16 protein-coding genes are annotated in these 19640 nt (G+C 61.6%); 3 read left to right on the forward strand and 13 right to left on the reverse strand.

Annotation, left to right across the window (positions count from 1 at the left end):
• Positions 1 to 88 precede the first annotated feature (88 nt).
• Together ACFOEV_RS15285 and ACFOEV_RS15290 are read left to right on the forward strand one after the other, a co-directional pair.
• Positions 89 to 358, forward strand: a complete 270-nt coding sequence (locus ACFOEV_RS15285) for a hypothetical protein (protein ID WP_386775447.1) — start codon at positions 89 to 91, stop codon at positions 356 to 358.
• 111 nt (positions 359 to 469) lie between these two features.
• Positions 470 to 1042 carry a DinB family protein gene (locus tag ACFOEV_RS15290; RefSeq protein WP_386775449.1) on the forward strand — a complete coding sequence of 191 codons (573 nt, stop codon included), beginning with the start codon at positions 470 to 472 and terminating at the stop codon, positions 1040 to 1042.
• Between the two features lie 112 nt (positions 1043 to 1154).
• Here ACFOEV_RS15290 and ACFOEV_RS15295 read toward each other — a convergent pair whose 3' ends face one another.
• On the reverse strand, positions 1155 to 2555 hold the full coding sequence (locus ACFOEV_RS15295; protein ID WP_386775451.1) for a sodium:solute symporter family transporter: 1401 nt from the start codon (positions 2553 to 2555) through the stop codon (positions 1155 to 1157).
• A gap of 233 nt (positions 2556 to 2788) precedes the next feature.
• Between ACFOEV_RS15295 and ACFOEV_RS15300 the strand changes: the two genes are divergently transcribed.
• The gene (locus ACFOEV_RS15300) at positions 2789 to 3457 is read left to right on the forward strand and encodes a DUF3047 domain-containing protein (RefSeq protein WP_386775453.1); all 669 of its coding nucleotides are present in this window, start codon (positions 2789 to 2791) and stop codon (positions 3455 to 3457) included.
• Positions 3458 to 3508: 51 nt separating this feature from the next.
• Here ACFOEV_RS15300 and ACFOEV_RS15305 read toward each other — a convergent pair whose 3' ends face one another.
• From ACFOEV_RS15305 to doeA, 12 genes are all read right to left on the reverse strand, one after another.
• A complete protein-coding gene (locus ACFOEV_RS15305; RefSeq protein WP_386775455.1) occupies positions 3509 to 4189 on the reverse strand; it encodes a haloacid dehalogenase type II in 681 nt (226 codons plus the stop codon).
• A gap of 103 nt (positions 4190 to 4292) precedes the next feature.
• The gene (locus ACFOEV_RS15310) at positions 4293 to 5240 is read right to left on the reverse strand and encodes a cyclodeaminase (protein ID WP_386775457.1); all 948 of its coding nucleotides are present in this window, start codon (positions 5238 to 5240) and stop codon (positions 4293 to 4295) included.
• A 31-nt stretch (positions 5241 to 5271) separates the two neighbouring features.
• Positions 5272 to 6270, reverse strand: a complete 999-nt coding sequence (gene eutB / locus ACFOEV_RS15315; protein WP_386775459.1) for a hydroxyectoine utilization dehydratase EutB — start codon at positions 6268 to 6270, stop codon at positions 5272 to 5274.
• 158 nt (positions 6271 to 6428) lie between these two features.
• On the reverse strand, positions 6429 to 7835 hold the full coding sequence (locus ACFOEV_RS15320; RefSeq protein ID WP_386775461.1) for an aminotransferase: 1407 nt from the start codon (positions 7833 to 7835) through the stop codon (positions 6429 to 6431).
• Between the two features lie 220 nt (positions 7836 to 8055).
• On the reverse strand, positions 8056 to 9537 hold the full coding sequence (locus ACFOEV_RS15325; RefSeq protein ID WP_386775463.1) for an NAD-dependent succinate-semialdehyde dehydrogenase: 1482 nt from the start codon (positions 9535 to 9537) through the stop codon (positions 8056 to 8058).
• A 245-nt stretch (positions 9538 to 9782) separates the two neighbouring features.
• On the reverse strand, positions 9783 to 12566 hold the full coding sequence (locus ACFOEV_RS15330) for an aminotransferase class I/II-fold pyridoxal phosphate-dependent enzyme (RefSeq protein WP_386775465.1): 2784 nt from the start codon (positions 12564 to 12566) through the stop codon (positions 9783 to 9785).
• A 102-nt stretch (positions 12567 to 12668) separates the two neighbouring features.
• On the reverse strand, positions 12669 to 13667 hold the full coding sequence (locus ACFOEV_RS15335) for a C45 family autoproteolytic acyltransferase/hydolase (RefSeq protein ID WP_386775467.1): 999 nt from the start codon (positions 13665 to 13667) through the stop codon (positions 12669 to 12671).
• Between the two features lie 71 nt (positions 13668 to 13738).
• Entirely contained in the window at positions 13739 to 15346 is a 1608-nt protein-coding gene (locus ACFOEV_RS15340) for a biotin carboxylase (protein WP_386775469.1), read from the reverse strand.
• A 53-nt stretch (positions 15347 to 15399) separates the two neighbouring features.
• A complete protein-coding gene (locus ACFOEV_RS15345; RefSeq protein WP_386775471.1) occupies positions 15400 to 16269 on the reverse strand; it encodes a carbon-nitrogen hydrolase family protein in 870 nt (289 codons plus the stop codon).
• Positions 16270 to 16663: 394 nt separating this feature from the next.
• Positions 16664 to 17134, reverse strand: a complete 471-nt coding sequence (locus ACFOEV_RS15350) for an Lrp/AsnC family transcriptional regulator (RefSeq protein WP_386775473.1) — start codon at positions 17132 to 17134, stop codon at positions 16664 to 16666.
• Positions 17134 to 18153, reverse strand: coding sequence for a N(2)-acetyl-L-2,4-diaminobutanoate deacetylase DoeB (gene doeB / locus ACFOEV_RS15355; RefSeq protein WP_386775475.1), 1020 nt, complete (start codon positions 18151 to 18153; stop codon positions 17134 to 17136). The genes ACFOEV_RS15350 and doeB overlap by 1 nt, the downstream gene beginning before the upstream one ends.
• 72 nt (positions 18154 to 18225) lie before the next feature.
• Positions 18226 to 19425: an ectoine hydrolase DoeA gene (gene doeA / locus ACFOEV_RS15360; protein WP_386775477.1), complete on the reverse strand. Its 1200-nt coding sequence runs from the start codon at positions 19423 to 19425 to the stop codon at positions 18226 to 18228.
• Positions 19426 to 19640: the final 215 nt, after the last annotated feature.

Consider the following 19640-nt stretch of genomic DNA (forward strand, 5'->3'; position numbering starts at 1 on the left):
AGAAGGTGAAGCCGGCTGAATAGGCTGACTTCATAGCAAGACGACATACTCGTTATGTCGCTAAATGGCCATCACGGAGGTAGATATCATGTCACAGCAAGACGATAAACGTCGCCGCCTACTGGGTCGTCTTAGCCGCCTTGCCTATACGGCACCGGCGCTGGCGCTGGTAGCCAGCGGGGTGGCCTTCCAGGCCGTGGCAAGCGATGCCGCAACCGATGCAGGGTTTGCCACTGCCCAGGAAGAGACCCTGCTACTGGCCGCCGAAGGCGAAGCCGAACCCGAGGAAGAAGGCGAAGGCGAAGGTGAAGGTGAAGGCGAAGGTGAAGGTGAAGGCGAAGCCGAGTCCGAAGGCTGATCCCTTGCCAAGTGCCTGAGTGGGAAGCTGGAGCCTGAAGGAGTGCGAAAGAACGGCTCTGGCTTCCCTCCTCCTAACGGACAGACTCCGAGAACCAATGGGAAACGCACCATGTCATCCATTATCCACATGCCGTTATCGGAAATGGAGGCGCTCATCGAGGAGAACCTCCAAACGCTGTCGCAGCTGAGGTACTTCGTGGCTGAACTATCGCCGGAACCCTACCGGCAAGCACTCGGCGACCACGGGCGGCACACCCTGGGCAAACATATTCGTCACATCATCGATCATTACGATGCCTTACTGGGTGAAGGCACCTTGCCCGCCACCGCAACGATCGACTACGAGCATCGCCAGCGCGATACCTCTCTCGAACAATCACCGTCGCGGGCCGCCCAGCGCCTGGCCTGGATCGAGAGCAGGCTGCAAACGCTAAAGCAGCGAGAGCCTGTCCATGACGCCATCCAGCTGGTATATCCTGCTGGCGGATCCACTCTGGATCTTGAGTCCAGTCTGGGACGCGAACTGGCCTTCCTGACCAGTCACACCATTCACCATATGGCGATCATCGGCCTGTTGGCGGAAAGCCTTGGCATCGGTCTACCCGAGGACTTTGGCGTCCATCCCTCCACGCTGAGGCACTGGCGGCGTGAAGCGGCAGCACTTTCCGCAAGGAGTGCCTGATAAAACTCCCCAGCGGCCAAATTCCGAGCACCGAATGAGCCTGATCTGTCGTCCAGGCTCTCGCCCCCCCACCTTCCGTGCGGGTTTTGTGACCTGCCTTGGTGATCGCTGCTCAACGGGCCTCCCCTAGCTGGGGAGAACGCGCCAGACGTCTCAGCACCAGCGGCAGGAAGAACCCAGCGGTGCACAGTAGCAGCCCCCAGGCATTGACGCCCAGCAGCAGTCCGTAGGCGCCGTCGCCGATCCGCCAGGCATCGGGAATGGCTCCCGCGGCTAGCAGGAGCCCCAGTACCACGCCGGTCCAGAAGCTGAGATGAAAGCTCCACGGCGACCAGCGGGTAAAGCGGTAGAACAGGAACACCGGCGCCAGTCCCATGACCATGGTGCCGCTGATGGTGGTGGCCTTGAGAATGTCGGTGCCGGCGAACATCGGCAGATTGCCGAGAATGGCGAAGACCACCATCACCACGGCTCCGACGCGAACACTGGGCAACTCCTGAAATCGACCGGCCAGGCGAGGGAGATCGATCGCCAATGACTTGGCGAAGGAATTGAACGTCGAATCCAGCGTCGACCCCGCCGAGGTCATCATGATGATGCTCATAATGCACAACGCGGCCAGGCCCATGGCCTTGCCGACGGCGGCAGGCGTGTTGCCCAAGCCTTCGATTCCCTGCAATTGGGCATGCACCCCCAGCAGGCTGAAGGCGAACACCGCCACGAAACCCAGCAACCCGGCAACGACGAAGCTCTTGAGCATGATCTTTTCGTTATTGACGAAACCGCGGTCGGTAAGCACCGGGTCATGGAAGGGGTAACTGAAGAGTTGCAACCCGGCGACCAGTAACAGGTCCAGACCACTGCCGAGTTCGAAACGCCCGGTGCTGAGCAGCGTTTCCGGCCCCGATTGCGGAAGGATCAGAAACAGTACTGCCCCGACGAAGAATACGAACACCACGGCCTGGATCAGGTCGGTGAAGATCGAGCTGCGCAGCCCACCCTTGAGGCTGTAGGCCAAGGTGAAGGCGGTGAACAGCAAGGCGGCCACATAGTAACCAGGCTCTCCCGGCACACCGAAATAGCCCCCCACTACGGCGGTGTTGCTCCATACCTCGTTGTACAGGCGAATCAGGATCGCCACGGCGAAGCTCAACGCCGCCAGGCGTCCGAAACGCGAGGTCAGAAAGTGTTGCAGACTGTCCGCCCCCGTCTGGGTGCGAATCAGGTAGATGATATAGCCGGCCGCCGGAATCGACAGCCAGTAAGTGGCATACGCCAGGCCACCCACCACCCCGTAGGCCTCGCCGAGGTTGGCGGCATTGGTTACCGACTTGGCGAAGATCCAGCTGATGAACACGCTGGCGGTCAGCGACCACTGCCCGACCGGGTTGCCGCGGGCATCCGCGCCACGATAGAACGACGCTGCACTGCGACTGCGCGGCGACAGCCAGTACATGAGGCCGCCGTAGACCAGCAGGAAGCCCCAGAACAACAAGGAGTTATCGAGTGCCATCGAAGCGATTCCCTTACCAGAAAGTCCAGGCGATTGGTCACTCGAGAATTCGATTCCTTACACACTGTCGAGCAAAGCGAGCCCACAGCAGTGGCGAGAAGAGAAGCAGACGGTAAGGATTGCCGCCACGCCACGACTCAAGAGGCAGCACGCTCTGCCGGATGGCCCGCGACGACCGCTGTTTCGAGCAGGGCCCGGCACCGGAACGCCATACGACCTGACCAGAGAGAGACATGAAATCGAAAATCGCCGGCAGCATGATCATGGCGGGATTATCCTTGGCGGCAAGCCAGTCACTGCCTGCGGGAGAAGTACGCTTTTCCGCCCAGGAAATAGCACGCTGGCCGATGCGTTCCTTCGAGGGCGAGACCGACTACCGTTTGGTGGATGATGACGGCATGACCGTGCTCCAGGCCCGCGCCCAAGGACAGGCTTCGGCCAAGTACCTGGAGCGCAAGATCGATCTCGAAGAAACGCCCTACCTGCATTGGTGCTGGCGAGTCTCCAATATCCACCCGGGGCTCGATGAGACCACCAAGGCGGGTGACGACTATCCGGCCCGGGTCTATGTGGTTCACAAGACCGGTCTGCTGCCCTGGCAGGTGCAATCGGTCAATTATGTCTGGTCGTCCACCCAGGAAGCCGGCACCGACTGGCCGAATGCCTTCACCTCGCGCGCTCACCTGCTAGCGCTGCAGGGCGGCGAGGAGAACGTTAGCCGTTGGGTGGCCGAAGTCAGAGACGTCCGGAACGACTTCGAGACCCTGTTCGACTCTCGGCCGGCCACCCTCGACGGTGTGGCCCTGATGAGCGATGGCGACAACGCCGGCGTCGATGCCACCGCCTGGTTCACCCATCTGGGGTTTGCGACGACACCGGAACCCCCGAACTGCCCCACCTGAACGGCCCCCGAACATCTGAAGAGGAGTCGGCCGATGACGGTGGACGGCACATCATCCATTGGTGCCTATCAAGCGCTCGGCAAGACTCACCAGGTCGCTGACGGTGAAATCGGGGTCCCCGCCCCAAGGATCGTAAGGCGACTCGGCATGACGACGTATCCAGGCGGCACGCAGGCCGGCGTGCTTGGCGCCGATCACGTCGAAGGAATTGCTGGAGATCAACCAGGTCTCGGCGGCGGCACTCTCCAGGCGCACCCGCAAATGAGCATAGACCGCCGGATCGGGCTTGAAGCGCTTGACCTCATCGACGCTGACGATATCGTCGAAGTATCCAAGAATGCTGGCTTGCTCGAGCAGCCCCTTCACCGCTGCCCGCGTGCCATTGGAAAAGGCCACGCAGGTCACCCCGCTGCGATGCAGGGCATCCAGCGCCTCGGCGACGTCGGGAAAGGCCGGTAGGCGCGCGTAAGTCGCCATCAGGTGCTCCTTCCGGGTCTCCGACAACCGTCCCCCGAAGGCACGGTCGGTATATTCCAACGCTTCGCGGGTGCATCGCCCGAAATCCTCATAGGCCCCCATCAGCCCACGGCGAAAACTGTACTCCAGCTGTTTGTCGCGCCAGCGCTGAGAAAAGTTCAGCGCCTCGTCGCCCAGTGCCTCCTCGAGCTCGGTGCGCACCCCATGGGTATCGATCAACGTGCCGTAGACATCGAATGCCAGCACCATTGCCATATCACCGCCCTCCTTCCGTTGTCTCGCTACACGACCTTGCGCAGTACGAATGCGGAGACAATGCCTGACGCGAGGCATCGTCGCCCGCCAGCCGTCTCCCTCCTTAGTCGCCCGCTAGCCGCGACAGGGCGAAATTGGCAATCGCCGTATCCTGTACACCGGTACCCGTCAGGTCGCAGACGGTAATGGTGGCATCCGATACGCGCAAACTTTGCCCTTCGGCAATCACTTTGCCCAGTTCGTACACCTTGAACGGCGGCTCTTGGCCGGCAAAGGCCTTTAGCTCGCCGTTGTTCTCGCTCTGGGCGCGCGTATCACAGACAAAGGCATCGGCGCGCGTCATCACCGAATCGTCCAGTTCCCGCTTGTCCGGGCTGTCGGAGCCCATCGCGGTGACATGCACGCCTTCCGGCAGGTCGGCCGCATTGAGAATCGGCTCCCGCGACGGTGTGGTGGTGACGATGATATCGGCATTCTCACAGGCCGCATGTACGCTATCGTGTGCCGTGACCTGCAGCCCCTGGCCAGCCAGGCGCGCCACATAATTGTCGGCGGCCTCGCGACGACGTGCCCAGACATCGACGCTGTCGATATCACGCACCAGGCGTAGTGCCGCGACCTGCAGTTCGGCCTGCTCGCCGGCACCGAGCACGGCGACGCGGCGGCTGTCGTTACGGGACAGGTGCTTGGCGGCAATGGCGCCAGCTAACGCCGTGCGCACCGCCGTCAGGTACCCCTCGTCGAAGAGTACCGCGTCAACCAGGCCGGTCTGGGCCGAAAACGCCATCATCAAGCCATTGAGACTCGGCAGGCCACGCTGGGGGTTATCGAAGGACCCCGTGCTGACCTTGATGGCAAAGCGTTCCCAACCGTGAATGTGCGCGGTCTTGACGTCGACCTCACTGTTGAACTCCTCCATGGCCATGGACAGGATCGGTGGCTGCACCACCCCGCCACGACCCAGGGCGGCAAAGGCCTCCTCCACGATGGAGAGGGCATCATGGTCGAGCTTCACCGCCGCTTCGATGGCATCGCGTTGATAGAGCTGCATAGTGATTCCTTCGCTATTGAAGACAGGTATCTCAACGTTGGGCAATCGCGCGTGCCTGGTCAAACGTCTCCAGGGACACCCCATTGCCCGAGACGATCAGTGCCACCTTCTGACCACGAATATCGATGGCATGTTCTTCCAGAGCCGCCAGGCCAACCGCGGCAGCCCCTTCGACCAGCAGCTTCTCGTCGGCAAGCATCGCGACCATGGCCTGGGCGATAGCCGCTTCCGAGACCTGGAAGTGGTCGTCCATCACCTCGCGCACCAAGGCGAAGGTGCAACGGTTGTCTAGCCCGATGCCCCCACCGAGGGAATCACCCAGGCTCTCGACTTCTTCCACCTCGACAGGATGGCCGGCCTGCAGGCTCTCCCACATCGCCGCCCCTTTCGACAAACTGATACCGGTCACTTGGATACGGGAATGAATGCCCTTGAGCGCGGCACCGATGCCGCCCAGCAGGCCACCGCCGGAAAGGCCAACGAAGACCCGGTCGAGATCCGGCTGGTCCTCGAGCAGTTCCACGCCGATGGTTCCCTGGCCCGCCGCGATCAACGGATCGTCGAAGGGCGGAATCAGCGTCATGCTCGCCTCCGCCACCAGGCGGGCCACTTCTTCGAAGGCTTGGTCCTGGCTATTGCCGACTCGCTTGACCGTCGCTCCCAGGGCCTCGATGGCGGCGACCTTGTTGGCCGGCACCAGGGTCGACAGACAGATCGTCGCCGGCACCCCCAGACGCGACGCAGCATAGGCCACTGCCCGGCCGTGATTGCCGGTGGAAGCGGTGGTCACGCCCGCCGCCAGGGCATCGCGGCCATGGCGCTCAATCAACGTCGCGATCATGTTGGTCGCGCCGCGCAGCTTGAAGGCACCGGTGGGCTGGCAGGTCTCCAGCTTGAGGAAGACCTCGGCGGAGAAACGCTCGGACAGCGCTACGGAACGGATCAGCGGGGTACGCGTCACCTGGCCGGCAATGCGCTTGCGCGCCGCATAGATCGAGGCCAGGGTCACGCCGTGTTCGGATTGGGGCATGCGATACCCTCCTTGGGAATCGCGGCTGAAGCCGCTCCTACAAGGAGCTTGGCGCCCAATTCCAGGTAGGAGCGGCTTCAGCCGCGAAGGATATTGGCTTACCACACGACATCGCCGCAGGGTTGTCCCCCGCGGCGATAAGCATAGCAACTCGTGAATCAGCCTGTGAGATCGCCGGAGTTGACCAGTTCGTCAGTCACGCGATCCACGGCGCGCTTGGCACGGGCCACCACCTCATCGACCTCGTCGCGGGTGATCACCAGCGGCGGTGCAAAGCCGAGGATATCGCCCTGCGGCATGGCGCGTACGATCAGATTCTCCTCGAGTGCCGCGATGGCGATGCGCGGCCCGACCTTGAGGCTGGGGTCGAAATGCTCACGTTTCGCCGGGCTGGCAGAGAACTCCAGCGCCGCCAGCATGCCGACGCCACGCACCTGGCCGACGATGGGATGATCGCCGAAGGCGGCCTGCATCTGCTGCTGCAGGTAGGCGCCGGTCTCGGCAGCATTCTGCGTCAACCCCTCGCGCGCGATGATCTCCAGATTGGCAAGGCCGGCGGCACAGCCCAAGGCATGACCGGAATAGGTCCAGCCATGGCCGATGGGGCCATATTCACCGGTTCCCTGCTCCAGCACCTTCCACACGCGATCGCCGACGATTACCCCGGACAGCGGCTGATAGGCGCTGGTCAGGCCTTTGGCAACGGTGATCAGGTCCGGCTTGATGCCATAATAGTGCGAGCCGAACTCGGCCCCGATACGCCCGAAACCACACACCACTTCATCGGCGATCAGCAACACATCGTACTTGGCCAGCACCGCCTGGATCTCGGCCCAGTAGCCTTCGGGCGGCGGCACGATCCCCCCGGTGCCGAGCACCGGTTCACCGATGAAGGCAGCCACGGTCTCCGGGCCCTCGGCCAGGATCATCTCCTCGAGCTTCTGGGCGCAGTACTTGGAGAACTCACGCTCGCTCATGCCTTCCTGATCGGCGCCGCGATGGTAATAGTACGGTGCCTTGGTGTGACGAATGGTTTCGATGGGCAGATCGAAATGATCGTGGAAGGCCTTGAGGCCGGTCAGCGAACCGGAGGCGATGCCCGAGCCATGATAACCGCGCATCCGCGAGATGACCTTCTTCTTCTGCGGACGACCGAGCACGTTGTTATAGTAACGCACGATCTTGAGCTGGGTCTCGTTGGCATCGCTGCCGGACATGCCATAGTAGACCTTGGACATGCCGGGGCCGGCGAGTTCGAGAATCTTCTCGGACAGCGCGATCTGCGGCTCGTTGGAGTGGCCCACATAGGTATGGTAGTAGGAGAGCTCGAGCGCCTGCCGATAGATGGCCTCGGCCACCTCGGTGCGGCCATAGCCGATGTTGACGCAGTACAGGCCGGCGAAACCGTCGATGAATTCGCGGCCGTCCTTGTCGACGATATTGATGCCCTTGCCCCCGCTGATCACGCGGCCCGGCGCGTCGCCATGCGCGAAATCACGCAGGTGGGTGGAGGCATGGAAGGTGACCTGACGGTCGCGGTCGATCAGTTCCTGGTGCAAGCTCATATCGTTCTCCTGAATGTCCCCGGCTCACAGGGCCGGGCGTTGTTCCTATGTTGTTTAATCGTGCGGCTTTTGTATCGCGGCTACAGACTCTTTGTCTGCAAGCAAGAGAGCTCTGCGAGCGATGGCCAGACAAGGCGGACCTTGATAAGAAAAGCGGAGTTTACGTGTTGTAAATGAGCATTTTCGAATCAAGGTCCAACGCCGTATGGCCGAAGCGCAGCTAGCTCCCGGAGGCGGAGCCCAGGCCGCCCAGGCAGTAATACTTGGTTTCGAGATACTCCTCGATCCCGGCGACACCGCCTTCACGTCCCAGGCCGGACTGCTTGACGCCGCCGAAGGGAATGGGCGGACCGGTCATCTTCACCGAGTTGACCGACACCATGCCATACTCCAGACCGCGCAGCAGTTTCCAGATCCGGCGGATGTCGTGGGTATAGACGTAGGCCGCCAGCCCATACTCGGTGTCATTGGCCATCTCGATGACTTCATCGTCATCGCTGTAGGCGGTGATCCCCGCCACCGGCGCGAAGCACTCATCGCGCCAGACCTGCATCTTCGGCGTCACGCCGGTCAATAGCACCGGCATGAAGAAATTGGGCCCTGGCGCCTGGGACTGATCGCCGGCGACCAGGGTTGCGCCCTTGGAGATGGCGTCGTCGACGATCTGGGACGCCTTATCCACCGCCTGAGAGTGAATCAGCGGGCCGAGATCGACCTCGCTTTCCATGCCGTTACCCACGGTCAGGGCCGCCATGCGCTCGGCGAAGCACTCGACGAATTCATCATGGATCGACTCGTGGACCAGAATGCGGTCGGCCGCCAGGCAGTCCTGGCCGGAGGTCTGGAACTTGGCTGCCACCGCCGCCAGTGCCGCTTCCTTGGGATCTACATCCGGCCCGACGATAAAGGGTGCATTGCCGCCGAGTTCCAGCGACACCCGCTTGACGCTGTTCGCGCATTGCTCGAGGAGCAGTCGGCCCACCCGGGTGGAACCGGTGAAGGACAGCGCCATGACGCGCTCCTCGGCACACAGGACCTTCGAGACTTCCGGGGCATCACCCAGTACCACGTTGAAGATACCGGCCGGGATTCCGGCACGTTCGGCGAGTTCCGCCAACGCCAGGGCCGAGAACGGCGTCTCGCTGGCCGGCTTGACGATCACCGGACAACCGGCAGCCAAGGCTGCGGCGGCCTTGCGGGTGATCATGGCCAGCGGAAAGTTCCACGGCGTGATCAGCGCAGCGATGCCCACCGGCTCCTTGATGGTGCCAAGTGCCGCATTGGGGATGTGGCTGGGAATGGTCTCGCCGAAGGTACGCTTGCCCTCCTCGGCGAACCAGCGCACGAAGCTGGCCCCGTACTCCACCTCGCCGCGCGCATCCGGCAGCGGCTTGCCCTGCTCCAGGGTCATGATGGTCGCCAGGTCTTCGCGATTGGCCTGCAGCAGCTCGTTCCAGGCCAGCAGACGCTCACAACGCTCATCGGCACGCAGAGCACGCCAAGCCGGGAAAGCACGCTCGGCGGCATCCACGGCACCGCGCACCTGCTCGGCTTCCAGCCAGGGAATATGGCCCAGCACCTCGCCGGTAGCCGGATTGACTACAGCCTCTTCCCGGCCGCCGTCACTGTAGGTCCACTTGCCGTCGATATAGGCATGCTGACGGAACAGACGCGGATCGCTTAGCTTGTTGGACAGAGTCATGTTGCACCTCCCCTGACGCACCGGTGGCTGCCGGTAATGGCAAAAAAATGGCCGGCGGCCGGTGGCCGCCCTATACGCATAGGGTAGGGGCTAACGAGGGAAAAGAGTTTTTGTTCGCCGCCGCGACAAGCGCGGTTTTTTTTGTCTCATCAGCGGGAAATACAACTTTTTCTGACCCACGGACGCTGGCGCCCCGGTCGACTCGACCGGGGCGCCAAACGGCAGCAAGAGATGGTTCGTCGACCTCAATCGGCGCCGTCGGCAGTCGCGTCCAATGCGGCTTCGGTGAACACGATCAGCCCCAGCTCCGGGCGATAGCCATGGATTTCCGTGACATCCAGCGCCTGCAGGAAGTGCAGGATCTCCTCGCTGACCACCTGCCCCGGCACCAACACCGGGAAGCCTGGCGGGTAGGGAATCACGAAGCTTGCCGACACCACGTCGCGCCCGTGGTTCATCTGGCGCTGCAATGCGCCATTGTCGAAACGCAGGTACTCGGTGTTCTCGTCATCGTAACTGAGGAAATAGGCACGCCGGATATCGCCTTCCGGGGTTCCCGGATTGGGACGGAACGTATCGTGGAAGCGACTGAAATCCGGCAGTGGCGGCAATTCCTGGGTCAATGACTTGACCTGATAGTCGATGATCTTGCGCTCGGGGCGGCTGCTCTCCTCCCAGCGGCGATCGAACCCCTTGGCCAGCTTGATCAGCACATCCAGCAGATAGCCGATGGCCCCCCGGGAGGTGCCGATATTGGTCATGAACAGCACGGTGTTGCGCGAGGTCTTGTTGATCTGGATACCGAACTTGTTCATCAGGTACTCGTTCTTGAACGCATCGCCATCGATGCCGGTCCTGCCGATGGCGATCGTCACCCGGGTGGGGTCGACCACGAATTCATCCTGGGCCCACGCCTCCTCCATCTTGTTCCAGCCGCTGACCGGATCGTAGTAGGTCTCCACCCCTGACTGACGATATTCCGCGGGCACCAGGTCGCTGTTCTTGAGTACCTGGAAGTACTTCTGCAATAGGGGGTTGGTATACAGCTGTTCGCGCAGCGATAGCGCCGCCTCGACCTGGGAGTGCACCAGTTCGAAGCCCTCCATCTCGGCCTGCATGCGTCCCACGTCCAGCGAGGCGACGATCTGGTAGTTGGGCGAGGTCGAGGTATGCGTCATGTAGGCCTCATGGAACGGCGCTTCGACCTTCTGACGGAAGTCCTGATCGTAGACATGAATCATCGAGCCCTGACGCAGCGAGGTCAGGGTCTTGTGGGTCGAGTGGGTGGCATAGGCGCGCACCCGCACCACCTCGGGATCCGGCAGCAAGCGTTGCTCCAGCCAGGTCGCATCGTCATCCGGATCGAGCTGATCGAACTCGGCCTTCCAGGCGGCATATTCCTCGCGGTAGGCCTCGCTACGATAGCGCTCGAGCAGCGTGCGGGCGGCATGCATGGCGGTGCGTGGGCGGTAGGTGGGGTTGAAGGTGGCGAAGGCAAACCAGGCCTCGTCCCACAGGAACACCAGGTCGGGCTTGATCGCCAGGCACTCCTCCATCACCCGGCGCACGTTGTAGACCACCCCGTCGAAGGTACAGTTGGTCAACAACAGCATCTTGACCTTGTCGAGCTGACCGTTGCGCTTGAAAGTGAGCAGGGTCTTCTTGATCTCCTTGAGCGGCACCGCTCCGTACATGGAGTAGTCGTTGAGTGGATAGGAGTCCAGGTAGCTGACGTGGGCCCCGGCCAGCACCATGCCGTAGTGGTGCGACTTGTGACAGTCGCGGTCGACCAGCACGATATCGCGGGGCTTGACCAACGCCTGGACCACGATCTTGTTGGCCGTCGAGGTGCCGTTGGTGACGAAGAAGCTCTGCCGCGCCCCGAAGGCCCGGGCGGCGTATTCCTGGGCCTTCTTGATCGGCCCGTAGGGCTGTAGCAGCGAGTCCAGCCCGCCGGAGGTGGCCGAGGTCTCGGCGAGGAAGATGTTGATGCCGTAGAAGTCGATCATCTGCCCCGCCCAATGCGAGCGAGTGACCGACTTGCCACGCGAGATCGGCATGGCATGAAACACCCCGGTGGGCTTCTTGCTGTACTCGCGCAAGGCGTCGAAGAAGGGGGTGCGATAGCGGCTGTCAATGGCGCGCAGGATGGTGTGGTGCTGCTCGATGTAGTCCGTCTCGCGGTAGAAGATGCGGTTGAAGTGGCGGATGTCGCTGCTGGCGGTGCTCTCCACGTCGCCGCTGGTCACCAGGAACTGGTCGATTTCCGGGCGAATCTCGTGAATCATCGAACTCAGCAGAATGCTGCGCTCGGCCTCGGACTTCTTCTCCAGTTCGACTTCCGACAACCCTTCCAGATAGTTGCGCAGCGCGCTCAGGTTGTACTTCGACTTGTAGGGAAACTCGTAACGAATCAGGCAGGCCTGGATATTGGGATTGACCAGGATGGCGATCAGCGCATCCTCGAAGCTTCTCACCGTGACCACGTCGTAGACGAACTTGTCCTCGGGGCGGCGCAGATTGTGGAAGGCCTCACGCACGACTTCCTCTTCCTGCAGCGACATGGCGTCGACGATCAACAGCTCGAAATAGGGTTGGGAAGAACTGTTCGAAGCCGGATGACCGCGCCGCAGTTGCGCCAAAGCATCCATGGTCTCGAGATCTTCGGCATCGGCATCGGTCTCGCTGAGATCCACATGGCGACGGCGATAGGATTCGCTGATCAGGGCTCTCACCAATCGCTTGACCACCTTCTCGAGCAGTGCGAACTCCTCACGATCGTACAGCGTCCACAGATGGCGGAAGTCCTCCTTCGAGGGGAAGGCGTGGTAATCCTCGATGATCTCGAGCCGCGTCAGCTTGACATCCACGGCCTTGACCAGGTGGCGCCGCTGGCCCGCGTCGCTCAGGAGCAGCAGCTTGCCGAGATCGCGCTTCAAGGCATTCCACGTGTCGGCGCGCAGCTGTGAAATCTTGTGGTAAAACCCAAGCGCCGTATACGGCGTATCCGATCCTGTCTTCTCGCTCATGATATCACCTGGCTGTGCCCCATTCGTTGACGTCTCGCCTGACCCTGGTCCCAGGCATCTTCAGGTTTTGCAAAGTGTCGCTCGTGGCCTCTCTTCTGGCAGTCAACCCGCCTGACTGGCGCGGCTGGCGTAGTGGATGTTCACCGTCGTTTCGGGGAAGCAGTCGAAGGACAACCCCAAACTGGCCTGTGGCCAGTGAAACTCGGCCTCGCCCTGGGCGGGACGATAGACCGCGGTATAGACAGTCCCCAACCCACGCCGATAGTCGACACGATAAAGCGGCGGCGAGAAGAACGCTGAAATCAGCCGTTCCTCGGTGGTCGCATCGTCATCCACCAGGATCGATAGCTGACGCTCGCGGATCAGCGTCTCGGACGCCAGCGCATGGGCATACCACTCGATCTTCTTTTGATGATTGGTCGCGACCGGCACCCGCTTGACGGACGTCGGCTTGTCGGGGGCGATCATCGCCGTGATGTAGCGCCCCTGAGCATCGGCCACCGTGATGTTGTAAGCCATGTGGGTCGGCACTCGAGCCAGCACCTTGGCCGCTTCCGGGGTGGACTCGCAGAATTCGAGGATATAGCGCAGGATGATCGGTGCCCCGAAGCCATCCCCCACCACCTTGCGACCACCGAACGCCAACGAGACCGACAATCCGCTGTCGTTGATACCGTCGAGCACGCCCCACAGGCAATCGGACATGGCGATGACGCGGCGCTCGTTCCAGCGGCTGTAGAAGATGGTGCCCTCGCACAGCTCGGGGGGATAATCGTAGTTGCGTACCAGCACGTTGGCACGGCCATTGGCCAGCACCGCCTGGGAGCAGCCGGTAATGTAGGCCGGGGGACGGTAAAGGCTCAGCATGCGGGCGGCCAGGTCACCGCCACCGGCCAACTCGCACAGCCGCTCGTAGGTTGGCACCAGTTCCGGCATGTGCTTGCGGAGCGCGTTGTAGCAAGCCAGATAGCCGGGGCGTTCGCGCTCGGTCTCCGACAGATACCAGCGCTCATACGCCGGCCAATGCAGGTCGAAAAGCGCACGCCACTTCTCGCCTGCATCAAGCTCATGCACGGTACGGAATTCGAGCTGCTTGTTCATGTCATCGTGCCTGCCAGTGCCGGCATGTCCCGGCGATGGCAGGCCTGTCACTCCGTCGTCAATGCCTGTCATTACAGGATCTTGAAATTGCCGCCGCCGATCGCGTGGTTAACGGCCACTTCTTCGACTACCGGATCCTGTAGCGCCTGCCCGGCGAACTGGCCGCGAATGCCGTCGATCCAGGCCTTGGCCCGCTCGGTGAGCTGGAAGTCGTCGTCCATCAACCGGCCACGCGTGATCAGGATGCCCAGATCCGCGCCCTCGTAGCGGAAATCGCCGACGCCGCTGATACGCAGGAAGAACGCTTCCTGTTCGCTCTCGGCCGCATGCGGGTGCGAGTCGTAATGGTCGTAGACGATACCGCCGTCATCGGCCATCTTCCATACCCCGGACTGGGGCGCCTGGGTCAGCAGGTCCACCGACTCGTCGGTATGCTTGATCACCAACTGGCTCCAGCTATCGATGCTGTCGGGGTGCGACCAGCGATCGTTGAGCTCGGCGATATCGATATCGAAGTCCTGGCCGGAGAATTCCAGCAGATGGAACAGGAACAGCGGGATGTCCGAATGGGCGAAGGCCGCCACGTTGGTCAACGAACTGGCGCCGGTCACGCGCGGGTTCAGCTCGCCCAGATAGACCTCATGGGTATCCATGTCGATCAGGAAGTCGAGTTCGAAGTAGCCGCGATAGCCCTCGTCGCGCAACGCCTCGCCGAACTTGAAGGTGTATTCGCGAGCCTTGTCACGCACTTCCTGGGTGAAGGCCCCGGCGAACATCTCGTTGCCGCACCAGCCGCCCTTGTAGGGGGTCAAGGACTTGAACCCCACCAGCTCGGTCATCAGCGGGCCAACCACGGTGCCGCAGCGGGTGGCACAGGCCTCGATGGCCGAGCCGCGACAGTTGATGCGCTTCATGATCTTGACCTCGGGCTCGGCCTCGATCTCCTCGGCATGCTTGTAGTAGTCGTCCTCGCTGGCGATGAAGAAGGTGGTATGGCCGGAGTCGCCGAAGGCGGTCTGTACCACCAGATCGTTCCCCAGTTCCCTGCTGACCTCCTGCAGTTCCTGGTAGCTCCCCACCTTGGCCAGCACATTGGGCACGCTGGGCACACCGGCCTTGTTGCCGATGCGTACCGTCTCGATCTTGTTGTCCATGCGCGAGCGCAGCGCCGCCGGCGGGAAGGCGATCTTGAGGCCCAACTGCTCACAGACCTCTTCGGTATGCTCGTCGAACATCAGGAAGGTCGCCACGCCCGTGCCACCGCGCGACTTGAGGTAGTCGATGACCTCCTTGTGCTCGAGCAGGTAGTTGTTGATGTCCTCGATGCTCTCGAAGTCGCGGGGAAACTTTTCCTTGGGCACGAAGACGTTCTTCTGCCTGCCGTCGAAGCAATCGATGTAATTGATGTGCCGAAAGTTACCGACCCAGTCGCCGATCCCCAGCAGGTTGAAATTGGTGGCCGAGATGAAATAGATCGGCTCCTTGTTGTTGTGGAAATAGCGGCGCACATCAGAGATGCTGGTTATTTTATTCATTGCCATCGCTCCAGTCGTTGTGCTTTCCATCGGTCCTGTTGGCGAGGTCTGGCCCATGACGGCATCCGTCTGTAGACGGCTGTCACGAGGCTCGATCCAGCGGGAAAGGAAACGGCGCAGTCGATTGATGAAATGGTTGGCCATCGCGAACTCCTTGCTCTGTCATCCAGCGCCGTCTTGAACGGGAAACCAGCGCGTCAATGCTCCTCGATATCCACCCTGGCCGGCTTGGCCAGCGGCCCCAGGGTGTCGAGGAACGGCGTGGATCCGGTCTCGCTGCGATACAGTGAGAAGTCCACCTGGCGATCGCGGAAGCTCTTGAGCGGCTGGCCGAGGCCGCGCAGGCCGGTCTCGCGCTCCCGGCGCACGCGACTCAGGTCGACCTCGATGGGCATGATTTCCTCGCCGGTGCCCGCCTGGTGGATGACGTCCCCGGAGGGTCCCACCACGATGGAGCGACCGTTGCCGATGGCCCCGGCGCCATTGATGTCGAAGAAGTAGCACTGATTGACTGCGGCGTTGGTCCGGGCGATCGACAGCTCGATATCGCGGTCGATGGTGTCGGTCATGGTCGGGTGCAAGATCACTTCGGCCCCCATGGCGACCAAAGTGCGGGTGGTTTCGGGGAACCACATGTCATAACAGATCGAGACCCCGAAGCGGCCGATGTTGGGCACATCGAAGACCACGAACTCGCTGCCTCCTTCCACGCCCTCTTCATAGGGTCGGAACGGGAACATCTTGCGATAACGGGCCACCACCTGGCCGTGAGGATTGATCACGCTCAGGGTGTTGAAGATCTTGTCGTCGATGCGCTCGAACATCGAACCGGGAATCAGCCAGATGCGGTGCTGTTCGGCGATCTGGCAGAATATGGCTTCCATGGCACTGGGCATGGGCTGCGCATGATGGGGAGACGCGCCATTGGCCACCAGTTCACTGAACAGCACCATCTGTACCTGGGGGAAGCGCGCCATCAGCATATCGATACGATGACGCATGACATCGGTGTTGTCACCGTGGTGCAGGGCATGCAGTTGCACCCCCGCAATCGTGAAGTAGGACATGGTCTTCCTCTAAATCGGCGATCGCCTGAAAACACTCAACGTCATGAACTCGGCGCTATCGCCTGCGTGCCTAGGCACGTTTCCCAGCTTATGCCAGATCGCAGCCGCTTGTAAGCCACTCGTTGCACTTGACGCCATCGCACCTCGATCGTTCGAAGTCTCTCAAAGACCGATCAGGCTGGCCGTCCAGTCGGCTATCCGTTTGAATTGGTAGAAACTTTCGACTGGCACTCAGGATCATGAGCCTAGCAAGACAGCCGTCAACGCCGACAGCCGATAGCTATAGAGCGTCCATTAGCCGTTGATTGACATCGATCGTCTCGCCCCGATCAGCATCATCCGTTCAGTCGTTCGCGCAGCAACGCCACGAAGCGCCGAACTGGGAGATCTAGCTTCAGAGATTGTCGATCCGGATAGGCGGCGTGGTGTGCTTGACCGTCTTGGTCACGATATAGGTGAAATAGCGTTCGATGCCGATGTCCGACATCAACCAGGTGTCCATCAGCCGCTGATAGGCATCGATGGTATCGGCTTCGACCTTGATCAGGTAGTCGACCCCTCCGCCCACCGCCACGCACTCGGTCACCTCGGGCGTGTCGTGCACGACCCTCTCGAAGCGCTGGAAGCTCTCGGCGTGGTGAGCCTTTAGCTCGATCTGCACCCACACCGGCGTGCGCTTGACCAGTGTCCGAGGATTGATGCGAGCGCTGTAACCCTCGATGATGCCGGCCTTTTCCAACCGCCTGACGCGCTCCCAGCACGGGCTGACCGAGAGGTTGATGGCTTCGGCCAGCCTCGACTTGGTGATACGGCCGTCCGTGGCCAGGATCTCGAGGATCTTCAGGTCGTAACGATCGAGCTTCATCAGTCCTCGCCCAGAGAGTCGACCACCTCGGCAATCACGGCGATGGTATCACCCATATTGACCTGCGCCGGGAAACGTCGTGCCACCAGGAGACCATTGCGATTGGCACGATACTCCACCGGTGCGGCACCGGTACGGGTCATGTCGTAGACCCGGGCGATCACCTGCCCCTTCTCCACCGGCTCGCCCAGCGCCAGGGTCAGCTCCAGCAGACCGGTGTGCTCGCTCTGCACGTAGCAACTGGCATCCGGCATGTCGACATAGACCTGGGGCTCGGCTGGGACTTCCAGCTCACCATCGATCAAGCCGTAATGAATCAGGAAATTCTTCACCCCGCGCTCGGCGGTCCTCATGCGTTCCGGCGTGGTGGTGCCGCCACCACCGAGCTCGGTGGCAACGAAGACCTTGCCCTGGCTCTCTACGGCAGTATCGAACAGCTTGGCGGCATCGAGCTCGAACATCATCATCGCCGTGGGCGCGCCGAAGGCGATGGCCCCCTCCAGTGCCTGGCGTTGCTGCTCCTTGTTTTCCAACTGGTGCGAAGCGGCGAAGGGAACGATGTCCAGGGTGCGGCCACCGGAGTGCAGGTCCAGCACCACGTCGCACATCGGCACCAGGGTGCGCGTGAAGTAGTCGGCGATCTGCTCGGTCACGCTGCCGTCCGGATTGCCGGGAAAACTGCGATTGAGATTGCCACCGTCCATCGGCGAGGTGCGCCTACCAGCCATGGCCGCCGGCGCGTTCATCATCGGCACGATGATCACTCGCCCATGTACGTCTTCGCTGGCCAGTGTGTTGGCCAGTTTCATCAATGCGGTGATGCCCTCGTACTCGTCGCCATGGTTGCCGCCGGTCAACAACGCCGTGGGGCCCTGGCCGTGCTTGATCACGGTGACGGGGATCATCACCGCCCCCCACGCCGACTCGTCATTGGAGATCGGCAGCTTGAGGAAACCATGCCGCACACCGTCGGCCTCGAAGTCGACGGTGGCGGAAATCGGACTGGGTCGCTTGCTCATGATGTCATTTCTCCTCGAACCCTTGGCTTGTTTGACGAACAGCCTGAGCGTCGCTTCACAAACAGCTGAGCGTTACTTTACAAACAACTGGCGCGGAAAGTCGGCCAGTGTCTCGGCGCCGGTTTCGGTGATCAGAATGCTTTCGGTGATCTCGATTCCCCAGTCATCCATCCACATGCCAGGCATGAAATGGAAGGTCATGCCCGGTTCGAGGATCGTCTCGTCGGATGGACGCAGACTCATGGTGCGCTCGCCCCAGTCCGGCGGGTAGCTGATACCGATCGGATAGCCGCAACGGGCACCGCCGCGGTCGAAGCCGTACTTGTCCATGGCCGCGCCCAGGGCCATGGCAATATCGGCGCAGCGATTGCCGGGTTTGGCCACCGCCAGTCCGTTTTCGATGCCCTCGAGCAGCGCCGACTCGCCACGCACGAATTCCATCGGCGGCTTGCCCAGGAACACGGTGCGCGACAGCGGCGCATGGTAGCGCTTGAAGCAGCCGGCGATCTCGAAGAAGGTGCCTTCCCCCGCGCGGAACGGGGTGTCATCCCAGGTCAGGTGCGGCGCCGAGGCATCGGCGCCGGTCGGCAACAGCGGCACGATCGCCGGGTAGTCGCCGCCGAAGACCCTGCCCTCCGGATCGGTCCACCCTTCGATGCCCACCCGGTAGATCTCCGAAACCAGTTTGCTCTTGGCCAGACCCGGCTCGATCACCTCCAGGATACGCGAATGCATGCCTTCGACGATCTTCGCCGCCACGCGCATGTACTCGATTTCCCTGGGCGACTTGATCGCCCGACACCAGTTGACCAAGGCGTTGGCGTCCTGGAAGCGCGCATGAGGCAACTCGCGCAGCAGGCTCTGATAGGCCTTGGCCGAGAAGTAGTAGTTATCCATCTCCATGCCTACCACCCCTTCATGCCAACCTCGGTCGGGCATGATGGTCTGGGCCAGGTAATCCATGGGATGCATGTCCGGATTCTGCACGTAGTAATCCGGATAGTGGGTAATGTTCTCCGGATCCATCCAGCAGGTGCGCAACGCACCATTGCCATCCTGACGACGGCCATACCACACCGGCTCGCCCTCCAGGCCTAGCAGCACACATTGATGCACATAGAATGACCAGCCATCATAGCCGGTCAGCCAAGCCATGTTGGAAGGGTCGCTGATGACCAGCACATCGATACCACGGTTGGCCATTTCGACACGCACCTTCCACAGGCGCTGCGCATATTCCTCACGAGTGAAAGGCAGGGAAACCTCGATCATTGGGCCACTCGCCATCGCAAAAATTGCCAAAAAACGGCCCCTCCCAACGAACTGGGAATGCCGACCCCTTGCGTCAGAACTTCCTGGGCAGAGTCCGAAACTCGTTGGCACCCACCAACGCTTGGAACACCATCCAACTACCAGAACCTGTGCCGGACGCCGGTTGAAAAACTGGCGTTGTTAATGTCATGATTTGCTATAAGAAAAAGCATGAC

This window comes from Litchfieldella rifensis, assembly GCF_042646605.1.
In the GTDB taxonomy this organism is placed as follows: Bacteria; Pseudomonadota; Gammaproteobacteria; order Pseudomonadales; family Halomonadaceae; genus Litchfieldella; species Litchfieldella rifensis.

Coding starts and splice junctions, on each gene's coding strand:
- ACFOEV_RS15300 (WP_386775453.1), top strand. CDS start 2,789: ATGAAATCGAAAATCGCCGGCAGCATGATCATGGCGGGATTATCCTTG.
- ACFOEV_RS15340 (WP_386775469.1), bottom strand. CDS start 15,346: ATGGCCAACCATTTCATCAATCGACTGCGCCGTTTCCTTTCCCGCTGG.
- ACFOEV_RS15320 (WP_386775461.1), bottom strand. CDS start 7,835: ATGAGCTTGCACCAGGAACTGATCGACCGCGACCGTCAGGTCACCTTC.
- eutB (WP_386775459.1), bottom strand. CDS start 6,270: ATGCCCCAATCCGAACACGGCGTGACCCTGGCCTCGATCTATGCGGCG.
- doeB (WP_386775475.1), bottom strand. CDS start 18,153: ATGAGCAAGCGACCCAGTCCGATTTCCGCCACCGTCGACTTCGAGGCC.
- ACFOEV_RS15305 (WP_386775455.1), bottom strand. CDS start 4,189: ATGGCAATGGTGCTGGCATTCGATGTCTACGGCACGTTGATCGATACC.
- ACFOEV_RS15290 (WP_386775449.1), top strand. CDS start 470: ATGTCATCCATTATCCACATGCCGTTATCGGAAATGGAGGCGCTCATC.
- ACFOEV_RS15325 (WP_386775463.1), bottom strand. CDS start 9,537: ATGACTCTGTCCAACAAGCTAAGCGATCCGCGTCTGTTCCGTCAGCAT.
- ACFOEV_RS15335 (WP_386775467.1), bottom strand. CDS start 13,667: ATGAACAAGCAGCTCGAATTCCGTACCGTGCATGAGCTTGATGCAGGC.
- ACFOEV_RS15310 (WP_386775457.1), bottom strand. CDS start 5,240: ATGCAGCTCTATCAACGCGATGCCATCGAAGCGGCGGTGAAGCTCGAC.
- doeA (WP_386775477.1), bottom strand. CDS start 19,425: ATGATCGAGGTTTCCCTGCCTTTCACTCGTGAGGAATATGCGCAGCGC.
- ACFOEV_RS15295 (WP_386775451.1), bottom strand. CDS start 2,555: ATGGCACTCGATAACTCCTTGTTGTTCTGGGGCTTCCTGCTGGTCTAC.
- ACFOEV_RS15345 (WP_386775471.1), bottom strand. CDS start 16,269: ATGTCCTACTTCACGATTGCGGGGGTGCAACTGCATGCCCTGCACCAC.
- ACFOEV_RS15330 (WP_386775465.1), bottom strand. CDS start 12,566: ATGAGCGAGAAGACAGGATCGGATACGCCGTATACGGCGCTTGGGTTT.
- ACFOEV_RS15350 (WP_386775473.1), bottom strand. CDS start 17,134: ATGAAGCTCGATCGTTACGACCTGAAGATCCTCGAGATCCTGGCCACG.
- ACFOEV_RS15285 (WP_386775447.1), top strand. CDS start 89: ATGTCACAGCAAGACGATAAACGTCGCCGCCTACTGGGTCGTCTTAGC.